The organism is Blastococcus colisei (assembly GCF_006717095.1).
Lineage (GTDB): Bacteria > Actinomycetota > Actinomycetes > Mycobacteriales > Geodermatophilaceae > Blastococcus_B > Blastococcus_B colisei.
Genome location: NZ_VFQE01000001.1, coordinates 1,923,241 through 1,938,104, shown reverse-complemented (window position 1 = coordinate 1,938,104; position 14,864 = coordinate 1,923,241). Strand labels below are relative to the sequence as shown.

The following is a 14,864-nucleotide window of genomic DNA, read 5'->3' as shown; positions in this document are numbered from 1 at the left end:
CGGTCCCGAACGCGCTTCTGGGGTGTTCCTCCTGCTCCTGGAGTCCTGCAGGACCCGGGAGGCAGGAAGAACACCCCAGAAGCGAGGGTGCACGGGGGCGACAGTTACACGCGGAAGCCGAGGGCGCGGAGCTGCTCGCGGCCGTCGTCGGTGATCTTGTCGGGGCCCCACGGCGGCATCCAGACCCAGTTGATCCGGATGTCGTCGACCAGCCCGGGGCCGGGGCCGCCGGTGAGCGCCTGGCGGGCCTGGTCCTCGATGACGTCGGTCAGCGGACAGGCCGCCGAGGTCAGCGTCATGTCGAGGATCGCCACGTTCGACTCGTCGTCGACGTCGATGCCGTAGACGAGGCCCAGGTCGACGACGTTGACGCCCAGTTCCGGGTCGACGACGTCGCGCATGGCCTCCTCGAGGTCCTCCAGCAGCGCCGACTTGTAGGCCGGCAGCTCGGCGGCGGTCTCGTCGGTGGTGGCAGTCGGGTTCTCGGTCATGCGGGGCCTCCAGCTGGAGCGGTGGGGTGGGCGGCCGACAGAGCTCGGGCGGACGCGTCCTTCAACGCCATCCAGCTCATCAGCGCGCACTTGATGCGCGCCGGGTACTTCGACACACCGGCGAACGCCACGGCGTCCTCCAGTTCGTCCTCGAGCTTCTCGGCGACCGTGGGGTCGCCCTTGGCCTGCATCAGCGTCATGAAGTGCTCGCCGGTCTCCAGCGCCTGCGGCACGGTCTTCCCGATGACCAGGTCGTACATCGCCGACACCGAGGCCTGGCTGATCGAGCAGCCCATGCCCTCGTAGGAGACGTCGGCGATCGTGTCGCCGTCCAGGTGCACCCGCAGGGTCACCTCGTCCCCGCAGGTCGGGTTGACGTGGTGCACCTCGGCCTCGAACGGCTCGCGCAGACCGCGGCCGTGGGGGTTCCGGTAGTGGTCCAGGATGATCTCCTGGTACATGTTCTCCAGCTGCATCAGCGGCTCGACCTCACACAGTTCCGAAGAACTTCTGGGCCGCGCGAATTCCGTCGGCCAGGGCGTCGATGTCGTCGTAGCCGGTGTGCACGTAGAACGTCGCGCGGGTGGTCGCCGGGATGCCGTACCGCCGGACGACCGGCCAGGCGCAGTGGTGCCCCACGCGGACCGCGATGCCCTGGTCGTCGAGAACCTGACCCACGTCGTGCGGGTGGACGCCCTCGACGGTGAAGGAGATCGCTCCCCCGCGGGCCACCGTGTCGGGCGGGCCGATCACCGTGACGCCGGGGATCTCGCCGAGCTTCTCCAGCGCGTAGCCGGTGATCGCCCGTTCATGAGCCTCGACGTTGTCCATGCCGAGCGCCTGCAGGTACTCGACGGCGGCGGCCAGGCCGATCACCTGCGCCGTCATGGGCACGCCGGCCTCGAAGCGCTGCGGCGGGGCGGCGAAGGTGCTGCCCTCCATCCGCACGACCTCGATCATCGAGCCGCCGGTCAGGAACGGCGGCAGCTTGTCGAGGACGTCGTAACGCCCCCACAGCACGCCGACGCCGGTGGGCCCGAGCATCTTGTGCCCGGAGAACACCAGGAAGTCCGCGCCCAGCTCCGTGACGTCGACCGGCTGATGAGGCACCGACTGCGCGCCGTCGACCAGCACCAGCGCGCCCACCTCGTGGGCCCGGGCGACGATCTCGGTCAGCGGGTTGATCGTGCCCAGGATGTTCGACTGCTGGGTGACCGCCACGAGCTTGGTCCGCTCGTTGACCACTGTCGTCAGGTCGGAGAGGTCGAGCCGGCCGTCGTCGGTGAGCCCGAGCCAGCGAAGGGTCGCCCCGGTGCGCTCGCACAGCTGCTGCCACGGCACGAGGTTGGCGTGGTGCTCCATCTCGGTGACCACGATCTCGTCGCCCTGGCCGACGGCGTAGGTGCGGAACTCCTCCTCCTTCGCCGTCGCGGCGTTGGAGAGGGCGTAGGCGACGAGGTTGATCGCCTCGGTGGTGTTGCGGGTGAAGACGATCTCCCGCTCGGGAGCGCCGATGAACGCGCCGATGGTGGCGCGGGCGGCCTCGTAGGCACCCGTCGCCTCCTCGGCGAGCTGGTGCGCGCCCCGGTGCGGGGCGGCGTTGACGTTCTCGTAGAACCAGCGCTCGGCGTCGAGCACCTGGTGCGGCTTCTGCGACGTCGCACCGGAGTCCAGGTAGACCAGCCGCTTCCCGTCCCGGACGGTGCGGGACAGGATCGGGAAGTCCGCCCGGATCGCCTCGACGTCCAGCGGCAGGGGCTGCTTCTGCGCCCCGGCTTCAGGACGCGAGACGGTCACGGTCATGCCTGAACGACCTCCGCGGCGGCGCGCTCGGCGCTCGCCTGCTCGTTGGAGTCCTTGACGTAGGCGGCGTAGCCCTCGTTCTCGAGCTTCTCCGCCAGCTCCGCCCCGCCTTCCTCGGCGATCCGGCCGTTGACGAAGACGTGCACGAAGTCCGGCTTGATGTAGCGCAGGATCCGCGTGTAGTGGGTGATCAGCAGCACGCCGACGTCCCCCTCCTCGCGGGTCTTGTTGACGCCCTCGGAGACGATCCGCAGCGCGTCGACGTCCAGGCCGGAGTCGGTCTCGTCGAGGATGGCGATGGCCGGCTTGAGCAGCCGCATCTGCAGGATCTCGTGGCGCTTCTTCTCACCACCGGAGAAGCCCTCGTTGACGTTGCGCTCGGCGAACGCCGGATCCATCTCAAGGCCGGCCATCTCGGTCTTGACGTCCTTGACCCAGGTGCGCAGCTTGGGCGCCTCGCCCTTGATCGCGGTGGCGGCGGTGCGCAGGAAGTTCGACACCGAGACGCCGGGCACCTCGACCGGGTACTGCATGGCGAGGAACAGGCCGGCGCGGGCGCGCTCGTCGACGGTCATCGCGAGGACGTCCTCGCCGTCGAGGGTCACCGTGCCGCCGGTGATCGTGTACTTGGGGTGGCCGGCGATCGAGTAGGCCAGGGTCGACTTGCCCGAGCCGTTCGGGCCCATGATCGCGTGCGTCTCACCCGAGCGGACGGTGAGGTCGACGCCGCGGAGGATCTCCTTGGCGTCGTCCCCCTCGCCGACCGAGACGTGCAGGTTGCGGATCTCCAGGACGGACACTCGTGCTCCTCAGTTGCTGGCCGCGGCGGGGAGGCTGTCGTCGATCTCGACATCGACGTACACGTCCTCCCCCTCCACGCGGACCGGGTAGACGGCAGCCGGCTCGGTGGCCGGCAGGTTGGTGGGTTCGCCGGTGCGCAGGTCGAAGCACGACCCGTGCAGCCAGCACTCGATGGTGGGCGCGCCCTTGAACTCCTCGACGTCGCCCTCGCTCAGCGGCACCTCGGCGTGCGAGCAGAGGTCCTCGATCGCGTAGACGTCGCCCTCGAAGCGGACGACGGCGATGTCGACGTCGTCCAGTTCGACCCTCAGGGAGCCGGGCTCCTTGATGTCGGAGAGCGCGCAGACCCGCTCGAAGCTCATGCCGGCACGACCTCCTGGTCGTCCAGGCCGGGGAGGGCACCGAGGCGAGCCTCGATGGTGCCCATCAGCCGGTCCTGCAGGGTGTCGATGCCGATGTGCTGGACGACGTCGGCGAAGAAGCCGCGGACCACGAGCCGTCGGGCGGTCTCGGCGTCGATGCCCCGGGAGCAGAGGTAGAACAGCTGCTCGTCGTCGAACCGGCCGGTGGCACTGGCGTGGCCGGCGCCGACGATCTCGCCGGTCTCGATCTCCAGGTTGGGCACCGAGTCGGCGCGGGCGCCGTCGGTGAGCACCAGGTTGCGGTTGAGCTCGTAGGTCTCGGTGCCGGTCGCGGCGGGCCGGATGCGGACGTCGCCGATCCAGACCGTGCGCGCCTCCTCGCCCTGCAGCGCGCCCTTGTAGAGGACGTTGCTGCGGCAGTTCGGGACGGCGTGGTCCACCCAGAGGCGGTGCTCCTGGTGCTGGGTCTCGTCGGCGAAGTAGACGCCGAACAGCTCGGCGCTGCCGCCGGGGCCGGCGTACTGCACGTTGCTGACCAGCCGGACCAGGTCACCGCCGAGGGTGACCACGACCTGCTTGAACGTAGCGTCGCGGCCGACGACGGCGTCGTACTGGCCGCCGTGGACCGAACCGGGTGCCCAGTCCTGCACGGAGACGAGCGTGACCTGGGCGCTGTCGCCGACGAGCACCGCGACACCGCCGGAGTACCGGGCCAGGCCGCTGTGGTCCAGGACGATCGTGGCCTTGGCGAAGGCGCCGACCTCGACGACCAGTTGGCCCCACACCACGTCGTCGCCGCCGGTGCCGGCCAGCCCGAGCACGACCGGGCGGTCGAGCTGGGCCTCCTTCGGCACGCGCACGACGGCGGCGCCGCCGCTGCGCTGGCGGGTCAGCGCGGCCAGCCGGTCGGCCGGCTCGGGCAGGCCCTTCAGCAGCGGGTCGTCGGCCTCGACGCTGGTCAGCTCCACGCCCTCGGGCAGGTCGGTCTCCCACACCAGATGCGCGTCGGAGGGAGCCCCGTCCAGAAGTGGACGGACCCGCTTCATCGGCGTGAAGCGCCACGTCTCCTCACGGCCCGTGGGCACGCCGAAGGCGTCCGGGTCGGTGGACGTGAACCGCTCGGCCGGCGAGCCGGTCGGGGTGGGACCGCCGTGCGAGTGCGCACCCGGGGTCGCCTCCCCGGCGCTGCCGGTGTCGGCGGCGGGGCTGGTCGGCGGCCCGGCCTGGGCACCCACGCCCGGAGCGAAGAGCTCCGAGGCGAGGGTGCTCGGCTGGGTGGTGAGGTCGGTCGTGCTGGTGTGATCGGTCGACATCAGCCGACGGCACCTTCCATCTGCAGTTCGATGAGCCGGTTCAGCTCGAGGGCGTACTCCATGGGCAGCTCGCGGGCGATCGGCTCCACGAACCCGCGCACCACCATGGCCATGGCCTCGTCCTCGGAGAGACCGCGGCTCATCAGGTAGAAGAGCTGGTCGTCGCTGACGCGGGAGACCGTCGCCTCGTGACCCATGGCCACGTCGTCCTCGCGGACGTCGACGTAGGGGTAGGTGTCCGACCGGCTGATCGTGTCGACGAGCAGCGCGTCGCACTTGACCGTCGACTTCGAGCCGTAGGCGCCCTCGTCGATCTGGACCAGACCGCGGTAGGAGGTGCGGCCGCCGCCACGCGCCACCGACTTCGACACGATGGTCGAGGAGGTGTTCGGCGCGGCGTGCACCATCTTGGCGCCGGCGTCCTGGTGCTGGCCCTCGCCCGCGAAGGCGATCGAGAGGACCTCGCCCTTGGCGTGCTCGCCGGTCATCCAGACCGCCGGGTACTTCATGGTCACCTTGGAGCCGATGTTGCCGTCGACCCACTCCATGGTCGCGCCCTCGTGGGCCACGGCCCGCTTGGTGACCAGGTTGTAGACGTTGTTCGACCAGTTCTGGATGGTCGTGTACCGGCAGCGCGCGTTCTTCTTGACGATGATCTCGACGACCGCGGAGTGCAGCGAGTCGCTCTTGTAGATCGGCGCGGTGCAGCCCTCGACGTAGTGCACGTAGGCGCCCTCGTCGACGATGATCAGCGTCCGCTCGAACTGGCCCATGTTCTCGGTGTTGATCCGGAAGTAGGCCTGCAGCGGGATGTCGACGTGCACGCCCTTCGGGACGTAGATGAACGAGCCGCCCGACCAGACGGCGGTGTTCAGCGCGGCGAACTTGTTGTCGCCGGAGGGGATCACCGAGCCGAAGTACTCCTGGAAGATCTCCGGGTGCTCCTTGAGAGCCGTGTCGGTGTCCAGGAAGATCACGCCCTGGTCCTCCAGCTCCTTCTGGATCTGGTGGTAGACGACCTCGGACTCGTACTGCGCGGCGACACCCGAGACGAGGCGCTGCTTCTCCGCCTCCGGGATGCCGAGCTTGTCGTAGGTGTTCTTGATGTCGTCGGGCAGGTCCTCCCACGAGGCGGCCTGCGCCTCGGTGGAGCGGACGAAATACTTAATGTTCTGGAAGTCGATGCCGGAGAGGTCCGAGCCCCAGTCGGGCATGGGCTTGCGGCCGAACAGCTTGAGGGCCTTGAGACGGCGCTCGAGCATCCACTCGGGCTCGTTCTTGCGACGCGAGATGTCGGCGACGACGTCCTCGTCGATCCCGCGGCGGGCCGAGGCACCGGCGGTGTCGGCATCCGCCCAGCCGTACTTGTAGCGGCCGAGCTGGTCGATCTGCTCGTCCTGCGTCAGCGGCGTGCTGATCACCGGCTCCTGGGTGCTGGTCATGCGGGCGTCCTCTCCCGGTGGTTCGTGGGGGTGGTGATTGCGGACTGCGTCGTGCGGGTGCGCGCGCGTTCGGGCGCTGCTCGCTCACCTGGTACAGGGCGTGCGGGGGCTGATCTGTTCCCCGGTCGAAATGGCCCCGGGATGTGGGTGGTGCAGATCCCGTCGCCGTGGGCGATGGTGGCCAGCCGCTGGACGTGGGTGCCCACGAGCCGGCCGATCACCGCGGTCTCGGCCTCGCACAACTGAGGGAACTCCGCGGCCACGTGCGCCACCGGGCAGTGGTGCTGGCAGAGCTGCCCCCCGCCGGAGATCGCCGAGGCCGTGGCAGCGTAGCCCTCGGCCGTGAGCGCGGCGGCCAGGGCCTGCGCCCGGTCCACCGGCTCCCCGGGGCGGGCATCGACGGCCTGCTGGACGGCGTTGGACGCGCGGGCCTCGAGGCCGGCGAGCTGCTGCTCGGCGACGGCACGGACGGCGTCCGGGCCGCCGGAGGCAGCGACGTAGCGCAGTGCGGTCAGCGCGAGGTCGTCGTACGCGTGCGGGAACCGGGCCCGGCCGGCGTCGGTGAGGTGGAACCGGCGGGCGGGCCGGCCGCGGCCCCGGTGCGCCTCACGCGTCAGCCGTTCCTCGAGCCGGCCGGCGGCGACGAGGGAGTCCAGGTGCCGGCGAACCGCGGCCGAGGAGATGCCCAGCCGCGCGGCGAGCTCGGTGGCGGTCTGCGGTCCGTGCTCGAGCAGCAGGGCGCTCACGCGGTCGCGGGTACGCCCGTCGTCGGCGGTCGCCGACGGACGCGGGTGTGCCACAGCGCTTTCCACAACACAAGTGTGTCCTATATCGGGAGCACCGCAAGCAAGGTCAACCTAAGAACGGGCCTTCGGGCAGGCCGCCCGTGAGGAGGCTCACGCGGCAGCGGCCACCGATGACTCATGGCGAGCCGTTCGAGGCCGCCGACCACATAGCATCGGACCCGTGCCGGCGCTGCCCACCTCCTTCTCCCCCGCGACCGTCTCCCGGATCGCCCTGGCCAACGCGGTCGCCAACGGCCTGATCGTCGTGACCGGTGGGCTGGTCCGCCTCACCGGCTCCGGGCTGGGCTGCCCGACGTGGCCGCGCTGCACCGACGAGAGCTTCGTGGCGACGCCGGAGCTCGCCGGGCACGGGCTCATCGAGTTCGGCAACCGGTTGCTCACCTTCGTGCTCGCCGCGGTGGCCATCGCGACCGTGGTGGCCGTGTGGCGCTCCCCGCGACGCGACCTCCGCGCCCTCGCCGTCCTCACGTTCCTCGGCATCCCCGCCCAGGCGGCGCTCGGCGGGGTCACGGTGCTCACGGGTCTCAACCCGTGGACGGTGGCCGCGCACTTCCTGGTGTCGGCCGTCCTCGTGGCGCTGGCGACCACGCTGTGGTTGCGCTCGCGCGAGCCGGGCGTCGGCCGCCCGCTGCTGCGCCGTCCGTTCGTGCTGCTGGTGAACGGCATCGCCGCCGTCACCGCCGTCGTCCTCGTGCTCGGCACCGTCGTCACCGGCAGCGGACCGCACAGCGGCGACGTGCCGGACGACCCCGACGCCGCGCCGGTCCGCATGGGCTTCGACCCCGAGCTGGTCAGCCAGTTGCACGCCGACGTCGTCTTCCTCCTGCTGGGCCTGACCGTCGCCCTGCTCGTGGCCCTGTACGCCACCGACTCCCCCGGCCGCGTCCGCCGGGCGGCCCGCGACCTGCTGGTCGTGCAGCTCGCGCAGGGCCTCGTCGGCTACGTCCAGTACTTCACCGACCTGCCGATCGCCCTGGTGCTGCTGCACATGCTGGGCGCTGTGCTCATCACCGCCTACACCGCCCGGCTGGTCTGGTCGGTCCGCGGCCCGGCGTCCGAGCTCCCCCTGACCTCATCGACGGAAGCCGCCACCGCCACCCGCTGACCCGACGCCGACAGTGTGCGCTGATCGGCAGTTCTGATCCGAGGATCTGCGCATCCGCGCACACCGTCGGCCGGCGACGGACGTTCGTCACTCGTGCCAGACGAGGACGACGGCGAGCGAGCCGTCGGGCGACTCCCAGCGGCCGGCGCGCACGTCCTCGGGGGCGCTGCGGGCGTCGGCCCACGCAGGCCAGGCGTCGTCCTCGTCGTGCCAGACCAGGCGACCTCCCGCGAGGTAGCTGATCACCGGCCAACCGGCCTCGATCAGTTCCTCGACCTCCGCCGGCGCGATGCCGGTGGTCCGCAGCGAGTAGGTCCGCCAGTCGGCCCCGACCAACCGACCCATCCGCGCGTTGGCGATGTCCCGCCGCACGGCTCAGACGATGGCGTCGACGACGATCGCGACCATCAGCAGCGCCAGGTACGAGATCGATACGTGGAACAGCTGCATCGGCTTGGCGTCCCCGCCGCCCACGATCCGGCGGAGGAGGCGGTGCGACTCCACGACGAACCAGCCACCGAGCAGCGCCGCGGCGATCGTGTAGCCGAGCCCGATGCCGTAGTCCTCGGCGACCGGCCACAGCGACAGCGAGACGGCGACGGTCACCCAGGCCCAGGCCACGGTCTGCCGACCCACCGACAGCGCCGTGGTGACGACCGGCAGCATCGGGACGTCGGCCCGCGCGTAGTCGTCCTTGAACCGCAGTGCCAGGGCCCAGAAGTGCGGCATCTGCCAGCAGAAGACGACGCCGAATACGACGACGGCCGGCCAGTCGAGGGAGCCGGTGACGGCGGCCCAGCCGATCAGGACCGGTGCCGCTCCTGGCACGCCACCCCACTCGGTGCTCCGCCGGGTGTGCCGCTTGAACACCATCGTGTAGAGGACGGCGTAGTAGAAGATCGCGGCCGCGGCCAGCGCGGCGGCCAGCAGCGTCGTGGTCAGCGCCAGCAGCACGACCGACGTCACCGTCAGGACCACGCCGAAGACCAGGGCCGCCCGCGGGGAGACCTGCCCGGTGACCAGCGGCCGCTTCTGGGTGCGCTGCATCAACCGGTCGATGTCGCGGTCGAAGTAGCAGTTGAAGACGTTGGCCGCGCCCGCGGCGAGGGTGCCGCCGAGCAGGGTGAGGAGCAGCAGCGAGAGCGACGGCCAGCCGCGCGCGGCCAGCATCATCGCCGGCACCGTGGTCACCAGCAGCAGCTCGATGATCCGCGGCTTGGTCAGCGCCACGTAGGCGGAGATCCGTGCGCGGAGGGCGCTGGGCGGACGGCGGGCGGGATCGGCGCGGCGCGTGGAGAGCGCCGTCACCGGGTGCCCTCGTGCGCGGAGACGCGCGGGCTGCAGGGCACTGCCGGCCGGCTGAACAGCAAAGGGGGGCCTTCTCGAACCGAGGACGGGAAACGCGAGCCACTGTAGCCCGGAGGGTGCACCGGCCACGTCGCGGCACGAGGCCGGACGACTAGGCTTGATCACGTTGTTGCTGCCTGTGCAGCGGGTAGGGCCGACGTCGACGACGGTAGCGCCCCCGGTCCAGCGCGGGCCCATGCCGGACACCGGCCGCACGACACGACGCCGGTCGCACGACAGAGCGCCAGATCTCCGAGGGAGCACCAGCACATGACGCAGAGCACCCGGTCCGAAGCCCCGGCCGAGGCCGCCACCGACAGCCCGACCGGCAGCCCGGCCCAGCCGAACCCGACCCTCCCGGACGGCTTCACCGACCTGGACCGCCGCGCGATCGACACCGCGCGCGTCCTGGCGATGGACGCCGTCCAGAAGACCGGCAACGGCCACCCGGGGACGGCGATGAGCATGGCCCCCACCGCCTACCTGCTCTTCCAGAAGTGGCTGCGGCACGACCCGAGCGACCCGAACTGGGTCGGCCGGGACCGCTTCGTGCTCTCGATGGGCCACTCGAGCCTCACCCTCTACGTCCAGCTGTACCTCTCCGGCTACGGCCTGGAGCTCGACGACCTCAAGGCGCTCCGCACGTGGGGTTCGCAGACCCCGGGACACCCGGAGGTCAACCACACCCCCGGCGTGGAGACGACGACCGGCCCGCTCGGCCAGGGCGTCGGCAACGCCGTGGGCATGGCGATGGCCGCCCGCCGCGAGCGCGGCCTGTTCGACCCGGACGCCCCCGAGGGCGAAAGCCTCTTCGACCACACGATCTGGTGCTTCGCGTCCGACGGCGACCTCGAGGAAGGCGTCAGCGGCGAGGCGTCGTCCCTGGCCGGCACGCAGCAGCTGGGCAACCTGGTCCTCGTCTACGACGACAACGAGATATCGATCGAGGACGACACGAACGTCGCCTTCACCGAGGACGTCGGCAAGCGCTACGAGGCCTACGGCTGGCACGTGCAGCACGTGGACGACGGCGAGGACATGGCCGCGATCGACGCGGCGCTCGCCGCCGCCAAGGCCGAGACCGGCCGCCCGTCGATCATCGTGCTGAGGACGATCATCGCCTGGCCGGCGCCGAACAAGCAGAACACCGGCGCCGCGCACGGCTCGGCGCTCGGCGACGACGAGGTCGACGCCACCAAGGAGATCCTCGGCTTCGACCCGGAGCAGACCTTCGAGGTGGCTCCCGAGGTCATCGAGCACGCCCGGAAGGTGGTCACCCGCGGCCAGGAGGCGCACGCCGGCTGGCAGCAGGGCTTCGACGCCTGGACGCAGGGCAACCCGGACGGCGCCGCGCTGCTGGAGCGCATGACGACCCGGACGCTCCCGCAGGGCTGGGCGCAGAAGCTGCCCAGCTGGCCCGCCGACGCCAAGGGGGTCGCCACCCGCAAGGCCTCCGGCGAGGTGCTCGCCGCCCTCTACCCGGAGCTTCCCGAGCTGTGGGGTGGCTCGGCCGACCTCGCGGAGAGCAACAACACCGCGGTCAAGGGTGAGCCGTCGTTCGTGCCGGCCGGCCGCCAGACCAAGATGTGGAGCGGTGGCCCCTACGGCCGCATCCTGCACTTCGGCGTCCGCGAGCACGCGATGGGCGCGATCATGAACGGCATCGCGCTGCACGGCGGCACCCGCGTCTACGGCGGCACGTTCCTGACGTTCTCCGACTACATGCGCGGCGCCGTCCGCCTGGCCGCCCTCATGCAGCTGCCGGTCACCTACGTGTGGACGCACGACTCCATCGGCCTGGGCGAGGACGGCCCGACCCACCAGCCGATCGAGCACCTGGCCGCGCTGCGCGCGATCCCGGGTCTGGACGTCGTCCGCCCGGCCGACGCCAACGAGGTCGCCGTGGCGTGGCGGACGATCCTCGAGCACAACGACCGGCCGGCCGGGATCGTCCTGTCCCGCCAGAACCTGCCGGTCTTCGACCGCGACGAGTTCGCCTCGGCCGAGGGCGTCGCCCGGGGCGGCTACGTGCTCGCGGAGGCCTCGTCCGGGACGCCCGAGGTGATCCTCATGGGCACCGGGTCGGAGGTGCAGATCGCCGTCGCCGCCCGTGAGGTGCTGGAGGCCGACGGAGTCCCGACCCGCGTGGTCTCGCTGCCCTGCGTCGAGTGGTTCGCGGCGCAGGACCGCGCTTACAAGGACGGGGTGCTTCCCCCCTCGGTCCGCGCCCGGGTCAGCGTCGAGGCCGCCGTGCCCATGGGCTGGCGCGAGTTCGTCGGCGACGCCGGCCGGATCGTCGGCATCAACCACTACGGCGCCAGCGCCGCCTACACCGTGCTCTACGAGGAGTTCGGTCTGACGCAGGAAGCCGTCGTCAGTGCAGCGCGGGAGAGCATCGAAGCCGCGGCGGCGGGCCCCGGCGTCCCGGCCGGGCCCGACTCCGCGGGCGTCCTGCACACCCCCACCGGCGACCGCTGAAGCGACCGTCGGCGACCCACCCATCCAGCCTGGAAGTGAAAGGACCCCCAGAAGGACCCCGATGCCCCCTCACCCCTCCCAGGCTCGCGGCGGGACCCTGCATCGAGGCCGTCAGACCACTCGCGAGCTCGCGGCGAGCCTCGGGACGGGGCCGCAAGCCCACCGGATCAGAAGGGCACATGACATGGCACAGAACGAGAAGCTGGCCGAGCTCTCCGAGGCAGGCGTAGCCGTCTGGCTCGACGACATCTCCCGGGACCGCATCCGCAGCGGCAACCTGCAGTCCCTGGTCGACGAGCACTCGGTGGTCGGGGTCACCACGAATCCGACGATCTTCGCCGCGGCGATCAGCGGGTCGGACTCCTACGACGACCAGCTGCACGCGCTCGCGGTCCGCAGGGTGAGCGTCGAGGAAGCGCTCCGGACGATCACCGCCGCCGACGTCCGCGATGCCTGCGACCTGCTGGCCCCCGTGGCCGAGGCCTCCCCCGGTGACGGCCGGGTCTCCCTCGAGGTGGCCCCGGGTCTGGCCAACGACACCGACGCCACGGCCGCCGAGGCCGGCCACCTGTGGTGGCTGGTCGACCGGCCCAACCTCTACATCAAGATCCCGGCCACGGAGGCGGGCCTGCCCGCGATCACCGAGTCCATCGCCAACGGCATCAGTGTCAACGTCACGTTGATCTTCAGCCTCGAGCGCTACCGGGCGGTCATGGACGCCTACCTCTCGGGCCTGGAGAAGCGGGTGGCCAACGGCGGCTCGCTCGAGGGCATCGCGTCGGTGGCGTCGTTCTTCGTCTCCCGGGTGGACACCGAGATCGACAAGCGTCTGGACAAGTCAGGCGCCGACGCGTCGCTGAAGGGCAAGGCCGGCATCGCCAACGCGCAACTGGCCTACCAGGCGTACGAGGAGGTCTTCTCCTCCGACCGCTGGCAGGCCCTGGAGGCGCAGGGCGCGGCGCGGCAGCGACCGCTGTGGGCGTCGACCGGGGTGAAGAACCCCGAGTACTCCGACACGATGTACATCAGCGAGCTCATCGCGCCGGGCACGGTCAACACCATGCCCGAGAAGACGATGATGGCCTACGCCGACCACGGCAGCGCCGGAACGCCGGTCCAGAAGGCTTACGACGACGCCGCGGCCGTGATCCAGTCGGTGCGCGACGCCGGCGTCGACCTCGACGACGTCTTCCGGGTGCTCGAGCAGGAGGGCGTGCAGAAGTTCGTCGACTCCTGGGACGAGCTGACCGAGTCGGTGCGCACGGAGCTCGAGGACAAGGCATGAATCTGACGGTTCGCGTGACCGGGCTGGAGATCCCGGACCCGGTCCGGGACCAGCTCACCGAGGACGACGTCGCGGCGCGGCTGGTCGGCAAGGACGCCACCCTCTGGGGTCCCGAGGCCGAGAGCGAGTCGGCGATCCGGCTCGGCTGGCTGGACCTGCCCGCGACCTCCCGCGAGCTGGTCTCCCGGCTGGCGGACCTCCGCGCCGAACTGGCCGGGGAGGGCCTGGACCGGGTCGTCCTCTGCGGCATGGGCGGGTCCTCGCTCGCCCCGGAGGTCATCTGCCGCACGGCCGGCGTCCCCCTCGTCGTGTTGGACACCACCGACCCCGGTCAGGTCGCCGCGGCCATGACCGACCTCGACCGCACCGTCGTGGTGGTCAGCTCGAAGTCCGGCGGCACCGTGGAGACCGAGAGCCAACGCCGGGCGTTCGTCGCCGCGTTCGCCGAGGCCGGGCTGGACGAGAAGGAGGTCGGTCGGCGCTTCGTCGTCGTCACCGACCCCGGCTCTCCCCTCTCCGAGACCGCGGCCGCCATGGGCGCCCGGGCCGTGTTCCTGGCCGACCCGAACGTCGGCGGCCGCTACAGCGCGCTGTCGGCCTTCGGGCTGGTGCCCTCGGCGCTCGCCGGGGCCGACGTCGGCGCGCTGCTCGACGAGGCGGAGGAGCTGGCCGGCGGGCTCTCCGAGCCGGGCAACGCCGCGCTCGAGCTCGGTATCGCCATGGGCGCGGCCTTTCGCGCCGGGCGCGACAAGCTGGCCCTGGCCGGCAGTGGCGGACAGGGTTCGGACCCCGGGCTACCCGGCTTCGGCGACTGGGCCGAGCAGCTGATCGCCGAGTCCACCGGCAAGCAGGGGCGCGGGATCCTGCCCGTCGTCCTCGAGTCCGTCGACGCCCCCGGGTCGGCCGGCCCCGACGTCCTGCTCGCGGTCGTGGGCTCGGACGCTCCAGCCCAGGGACCGTCGCTCGCGGTCTCCGGTCCGCTCGGCGCCCAGTTCCTCGGCTGGGAGTACGCCACGGCGGTGGCGGGGCGGATCCTGGGGATCAACCCCTTCGACCAGCCCAACGTCACCGAGAGCAAGGAGAACACCTCGCGGATCCTGTCCGACGGGCTCCCGGACGAGCGGCCCGCGGCGACCGTGGGGGCCATCGAGATCCGGGGCAGCGGCGGCGTGCTCGACGGAGTCGACCTCTCTTCTCACGATGGCGCGTCCCTGGCCGTCGAGGCACTGCTCGCGGCAATCCCCCCGCGGGGCTACCTCGCGGTCATGGCCTATCTCGACCGGCAGCAGGACGCGGGCGCCGAGGACCTGCGCGCCGTCCTCGCCCGCCGGGCGGAGCGAGCGGTCACCTTCGGGTGGGGGCCGCGCTTCCTGCACTCCACCGGGCAGTACCACAAGGGTGGGCCCCAGGTCGGCGCGTTCCTGCAGCTCACCGGCGTGGTGGCCGAGGACCTCCCGGTGCCCGACCAGCCGTTCACCTTCGCGACGCTCCAGGCGGCCCAGGCCGGCGGCGACCGCAAGGCGCTGGCCGACCGGGAGCGCCCCCTCCTGCACCTGCACCTGACCGACCGCGCCGCCGGGCTGGACCAGCTCCTGTCGGCACTCAGCTGAGGTCGGTCGTTACAGCCGCAC

The 14,864-nt window shown here is 71.4% G+C and carries 14 protein-coding genes; 4 read left to right on the top strand and 10 right to left on the bottom strand.

Annotated elements, in window-relative coordinates; genetic code table 11:
* Nucleotides 1-104 precede the first annotated feature (104 nt).
* The 8 genes from FHU33_RS09180 to FHU33_RS09145 are packed head-to-tail and all read right to left on the bottom strand — an operon-like array spanning nt 105 to nt 6,958.
* Nucleotides 105-491 carry a metal-sulfur cluster assembly factor gene (locus tag FHU33_RS09180; RefSeq protein WP_142025087.1) on the bottom strand — a complete coding sequence of 129 codons (387 nt, stop codon included), beginning with the start codon at nt 489-491 and terminating at the stop codon, nt 105-107.
* On the bottom strand, nt 488-967 hold the full coding sequence (gene sufU / locus FHU33_RS09175) for a Fe-S cluster assembly sulfur transfer protein SufU (RefSeq protein WP_142025086.1): 480 nt from the start codon (nt 965-967) through the stop codon (nt 488-490). Before sufU ends, FHU33_RS09180 begins: the two co-directional genes overlap by 4 nt.
* Nucleotides 968-980: 13 nt before the next feature.
* On the bottom strand, nt 981-2,294 hold the full coding sequence (locus FHU33_RS09170; protein WP_142025085.1) for a cysteine desulfurase: 1,314 nt from the start codon (nt 2,292-2,294) through the stop codon (nt 981-983).
* Nucleotides 2,291-3,094 carry a Fe-S cluster assembly ATPase SufC gene (gene sufC, locus FHU33_RS09165; protein ID WP_142025084.1) on the bottom strand — a complete coding sequence of 268 codons (804 nt, stop codon included), beginning with the start codon at nt 3,092-3,094 and terminating at the stop codon, nt 2,291-2,293. The genes FHU33_RS09170 and sufC overlap by 4 nt, the downstream gene beginning before the upstream one ends.
* 9 nt (nt 3,095-3,103) lie before the next feature.
* Nucleotides 3,104-3,457 carry a non-heme iron oxygenase ferredoxin subunit gene (locus FHU33_RS09160; RefSeq protein ID WP_142025083.1) on the bottom strand — a complete coding sequence of 118 codons (354 nt, stop codon included), beginning with the start codon at nt 3,455-3,457 and terminating at the stop codon, nt 3,104-3,106.
* Nucleotides 3,454-4,770 carry a Fe-S cluster assembly protein SufD gene (gene sufD / locus FHU33_RS09155; protein ID WP_211355053.1) on the bottom strand — a complete coding sequence of 439 codons (1,317 nt, stop codon included), beginning with the start codon at nt 4,768-4,770 and terminating at the stop codon, nt 3,454-3,456. Before sufD ends, FHU33_RS09160 begins: the two co-directional genes overlap by 4 nt.
* On the bottom strand, nt 4,770-6,212 hold the full coding sequence (gene sufB / locus FHU33_RS09150; protein ID WP_142025082.1) for a Fe-S cluster assembly protein SufB: 1,443 nt from the start codon (nt 6,210-6,212) through the stop codon (nt 4,770-4,772). Before sufB ends, sufD begins: the two co-directional genes overlap by 1 nt.
* Entirely contained in the window at nt 6,209-6,958 is a 750-nt protein-coding gene (locus FHU33_RS09145) for a helix-turn-helix transcriptional regulator (RefSeq protein ID WP_246063436.1), read from the bottom strand. The genes sufB and FHU33_RS09145 overlap by 4 nt, the downstream gene beginning before the upstream one ends.
* 220 nt (nt 6,959-7,178) lie before the next feature.
* Here FHU33_RS09145 and FHU33_RS09140 point away from each other — a divergent pair, with 220 nt between their 5' ends.
* Nucleotides 7,179-8,123: a COX15/CtaA family protein gene (locus FHU33_RS09140; protein WP_246063434.1), complete on the top strand. Its 945-nt coding sequence runs from the start codon at nt 7,179-7,181 to the stop codon at nt 8,121-8,123.
* Between the two features lie 87 nt (nt 8,124-8,210).
* Here the strand turns inward: FHU33_RS09140 and FHU33_RS09135 are convergent, their stop codons facing one another.
* Together FHU33_RS09135 and FHU33_RS09130 are read right to left on the bottom strand one after the other, a co-directional pair.
* Nucleotides 8,211-8,495, bottom strand: coding sequence for a hypothetical protein (locus tag FHU33_RS09135; protein WP_142025080.1), 285 nt, complete (start codon nt 8,493-8,495; stop codon nt 8,211-8,213).
* Between the two features lie 3 nt (nt 8,496-8,498).
* Nucleotides 8,499-9,431: a heme o synthase gene (locus FHU33_RS09130; protein WP_142025079.1), complete on the bottom strand. Its 933-nt coding sequence runs from the start codon at nt 9,429-9,431 to the stop codon at nt 8,499-8,501.
* A 309-nt stretch (nt 9,432-9,740) separates the two neighbouring features.
* On the opposite strand from FHU33_RS09130, the gene tkt reads away from it, so the two are divergent.
* From tkt to FHU33_RS09115, 3 genes are all read left to right on the top strand, one after another.
* Nucleotides 9,741-11,948, top strand: a complete 2,208-nt coding sequence (tkt, locus tag FHU33_RS09125; protein WP_142025078.1) for a transketolase — start codon at nt 9,741-9,743, stop codon at nt 11,946-11,948.
* A gap of 184 nt (nt 11,949-12,132) precedes the next feature.
* A complete protein-coding gene (gene tal / locus FHU33_RS09120; protein WP_142025077.1) occupies nt 12,133-13,233 on the top strand; it encodes a transaldolase in 1,101 nt (366 codons plus the stop codon).
* Nucleotides 13,230-14,843: a glucose-6-phosphate isomerase gene (locus FHU33_RS09115; RefSeq protein WP_142025076.1), complete on the top strand. Its 1,614-nt coding sequence runs from the start codon at nt 13,230-13,232 to the stop codon at nt 14,841-14,843. The genes tal and FHU33_RS09115 overlap by 4 nt, the downstream gene beginning before the upstream one ends.
* The last annotated feature ends 21 nt before the right edge of the window (nt 14,844-14,864 follow it).

Coding starts and splice junctions, on each gene's coding strand:
- FHU33_RS09180 (WP_142025087.1), bottom strand. CDS start 491: ATGACCGAGAACCCGACTGCCACCACCGACGAGACCGCCGCCGAGCTG.
- sufU (WP_142025086.1), bottom strand. CDS start 967: ATGCAGCTGGAGAACATGTACCAGGAGATCATCCTGGACCACTACCGG.
- FHU33_RS09170 (WP_142025085.1), bottom strand. CDS start 2,294: ATGACCGTGACCGTCTCGCGTCCTGAAGCCGGGGCGCAGAAGCAGCCC.
- FHU33_RS09160 (WP_142025083.1), bottom strand. CDS start 3,457: ATGAGCTTCGAGCGGGTCTGCGCGCTCTCCGACATCAAGGAGCCCGGC.
- sufD (WP_211355053.1), bottom strand. CDS start 4,770: ATGTCGACCGATCACACCAGCACGACCGACCTCACCACCCAGCCGAGC.
- sufB (WP_142025082.1), bottom strand. CDS start 6,212: ATGACCAGCACCCAGGAGCCGGTGATCAGCACGCCGCTGACGCAGGAC.
- tkt (WP_142025078.1), top strand. CDS start 9,741: ATGACGCAGAGCACCCGGTCCGAAGCCCCGGCCGAGGCCGCCACCGAC.
- tal (WP_142025077.1), top strand. CDS start 12,133: ATGGCACAGAACGAGAAGCTGGCCGAGCTCTCCGAGGCAGGCGTAGCC.
- FHU33_RS09115 (WP_142025076.1), top strand. CDS start 13,230: ATGAATCTGACGGTTCGCGTGACCGGGCTGGAGATCCCGGACCCGGTC.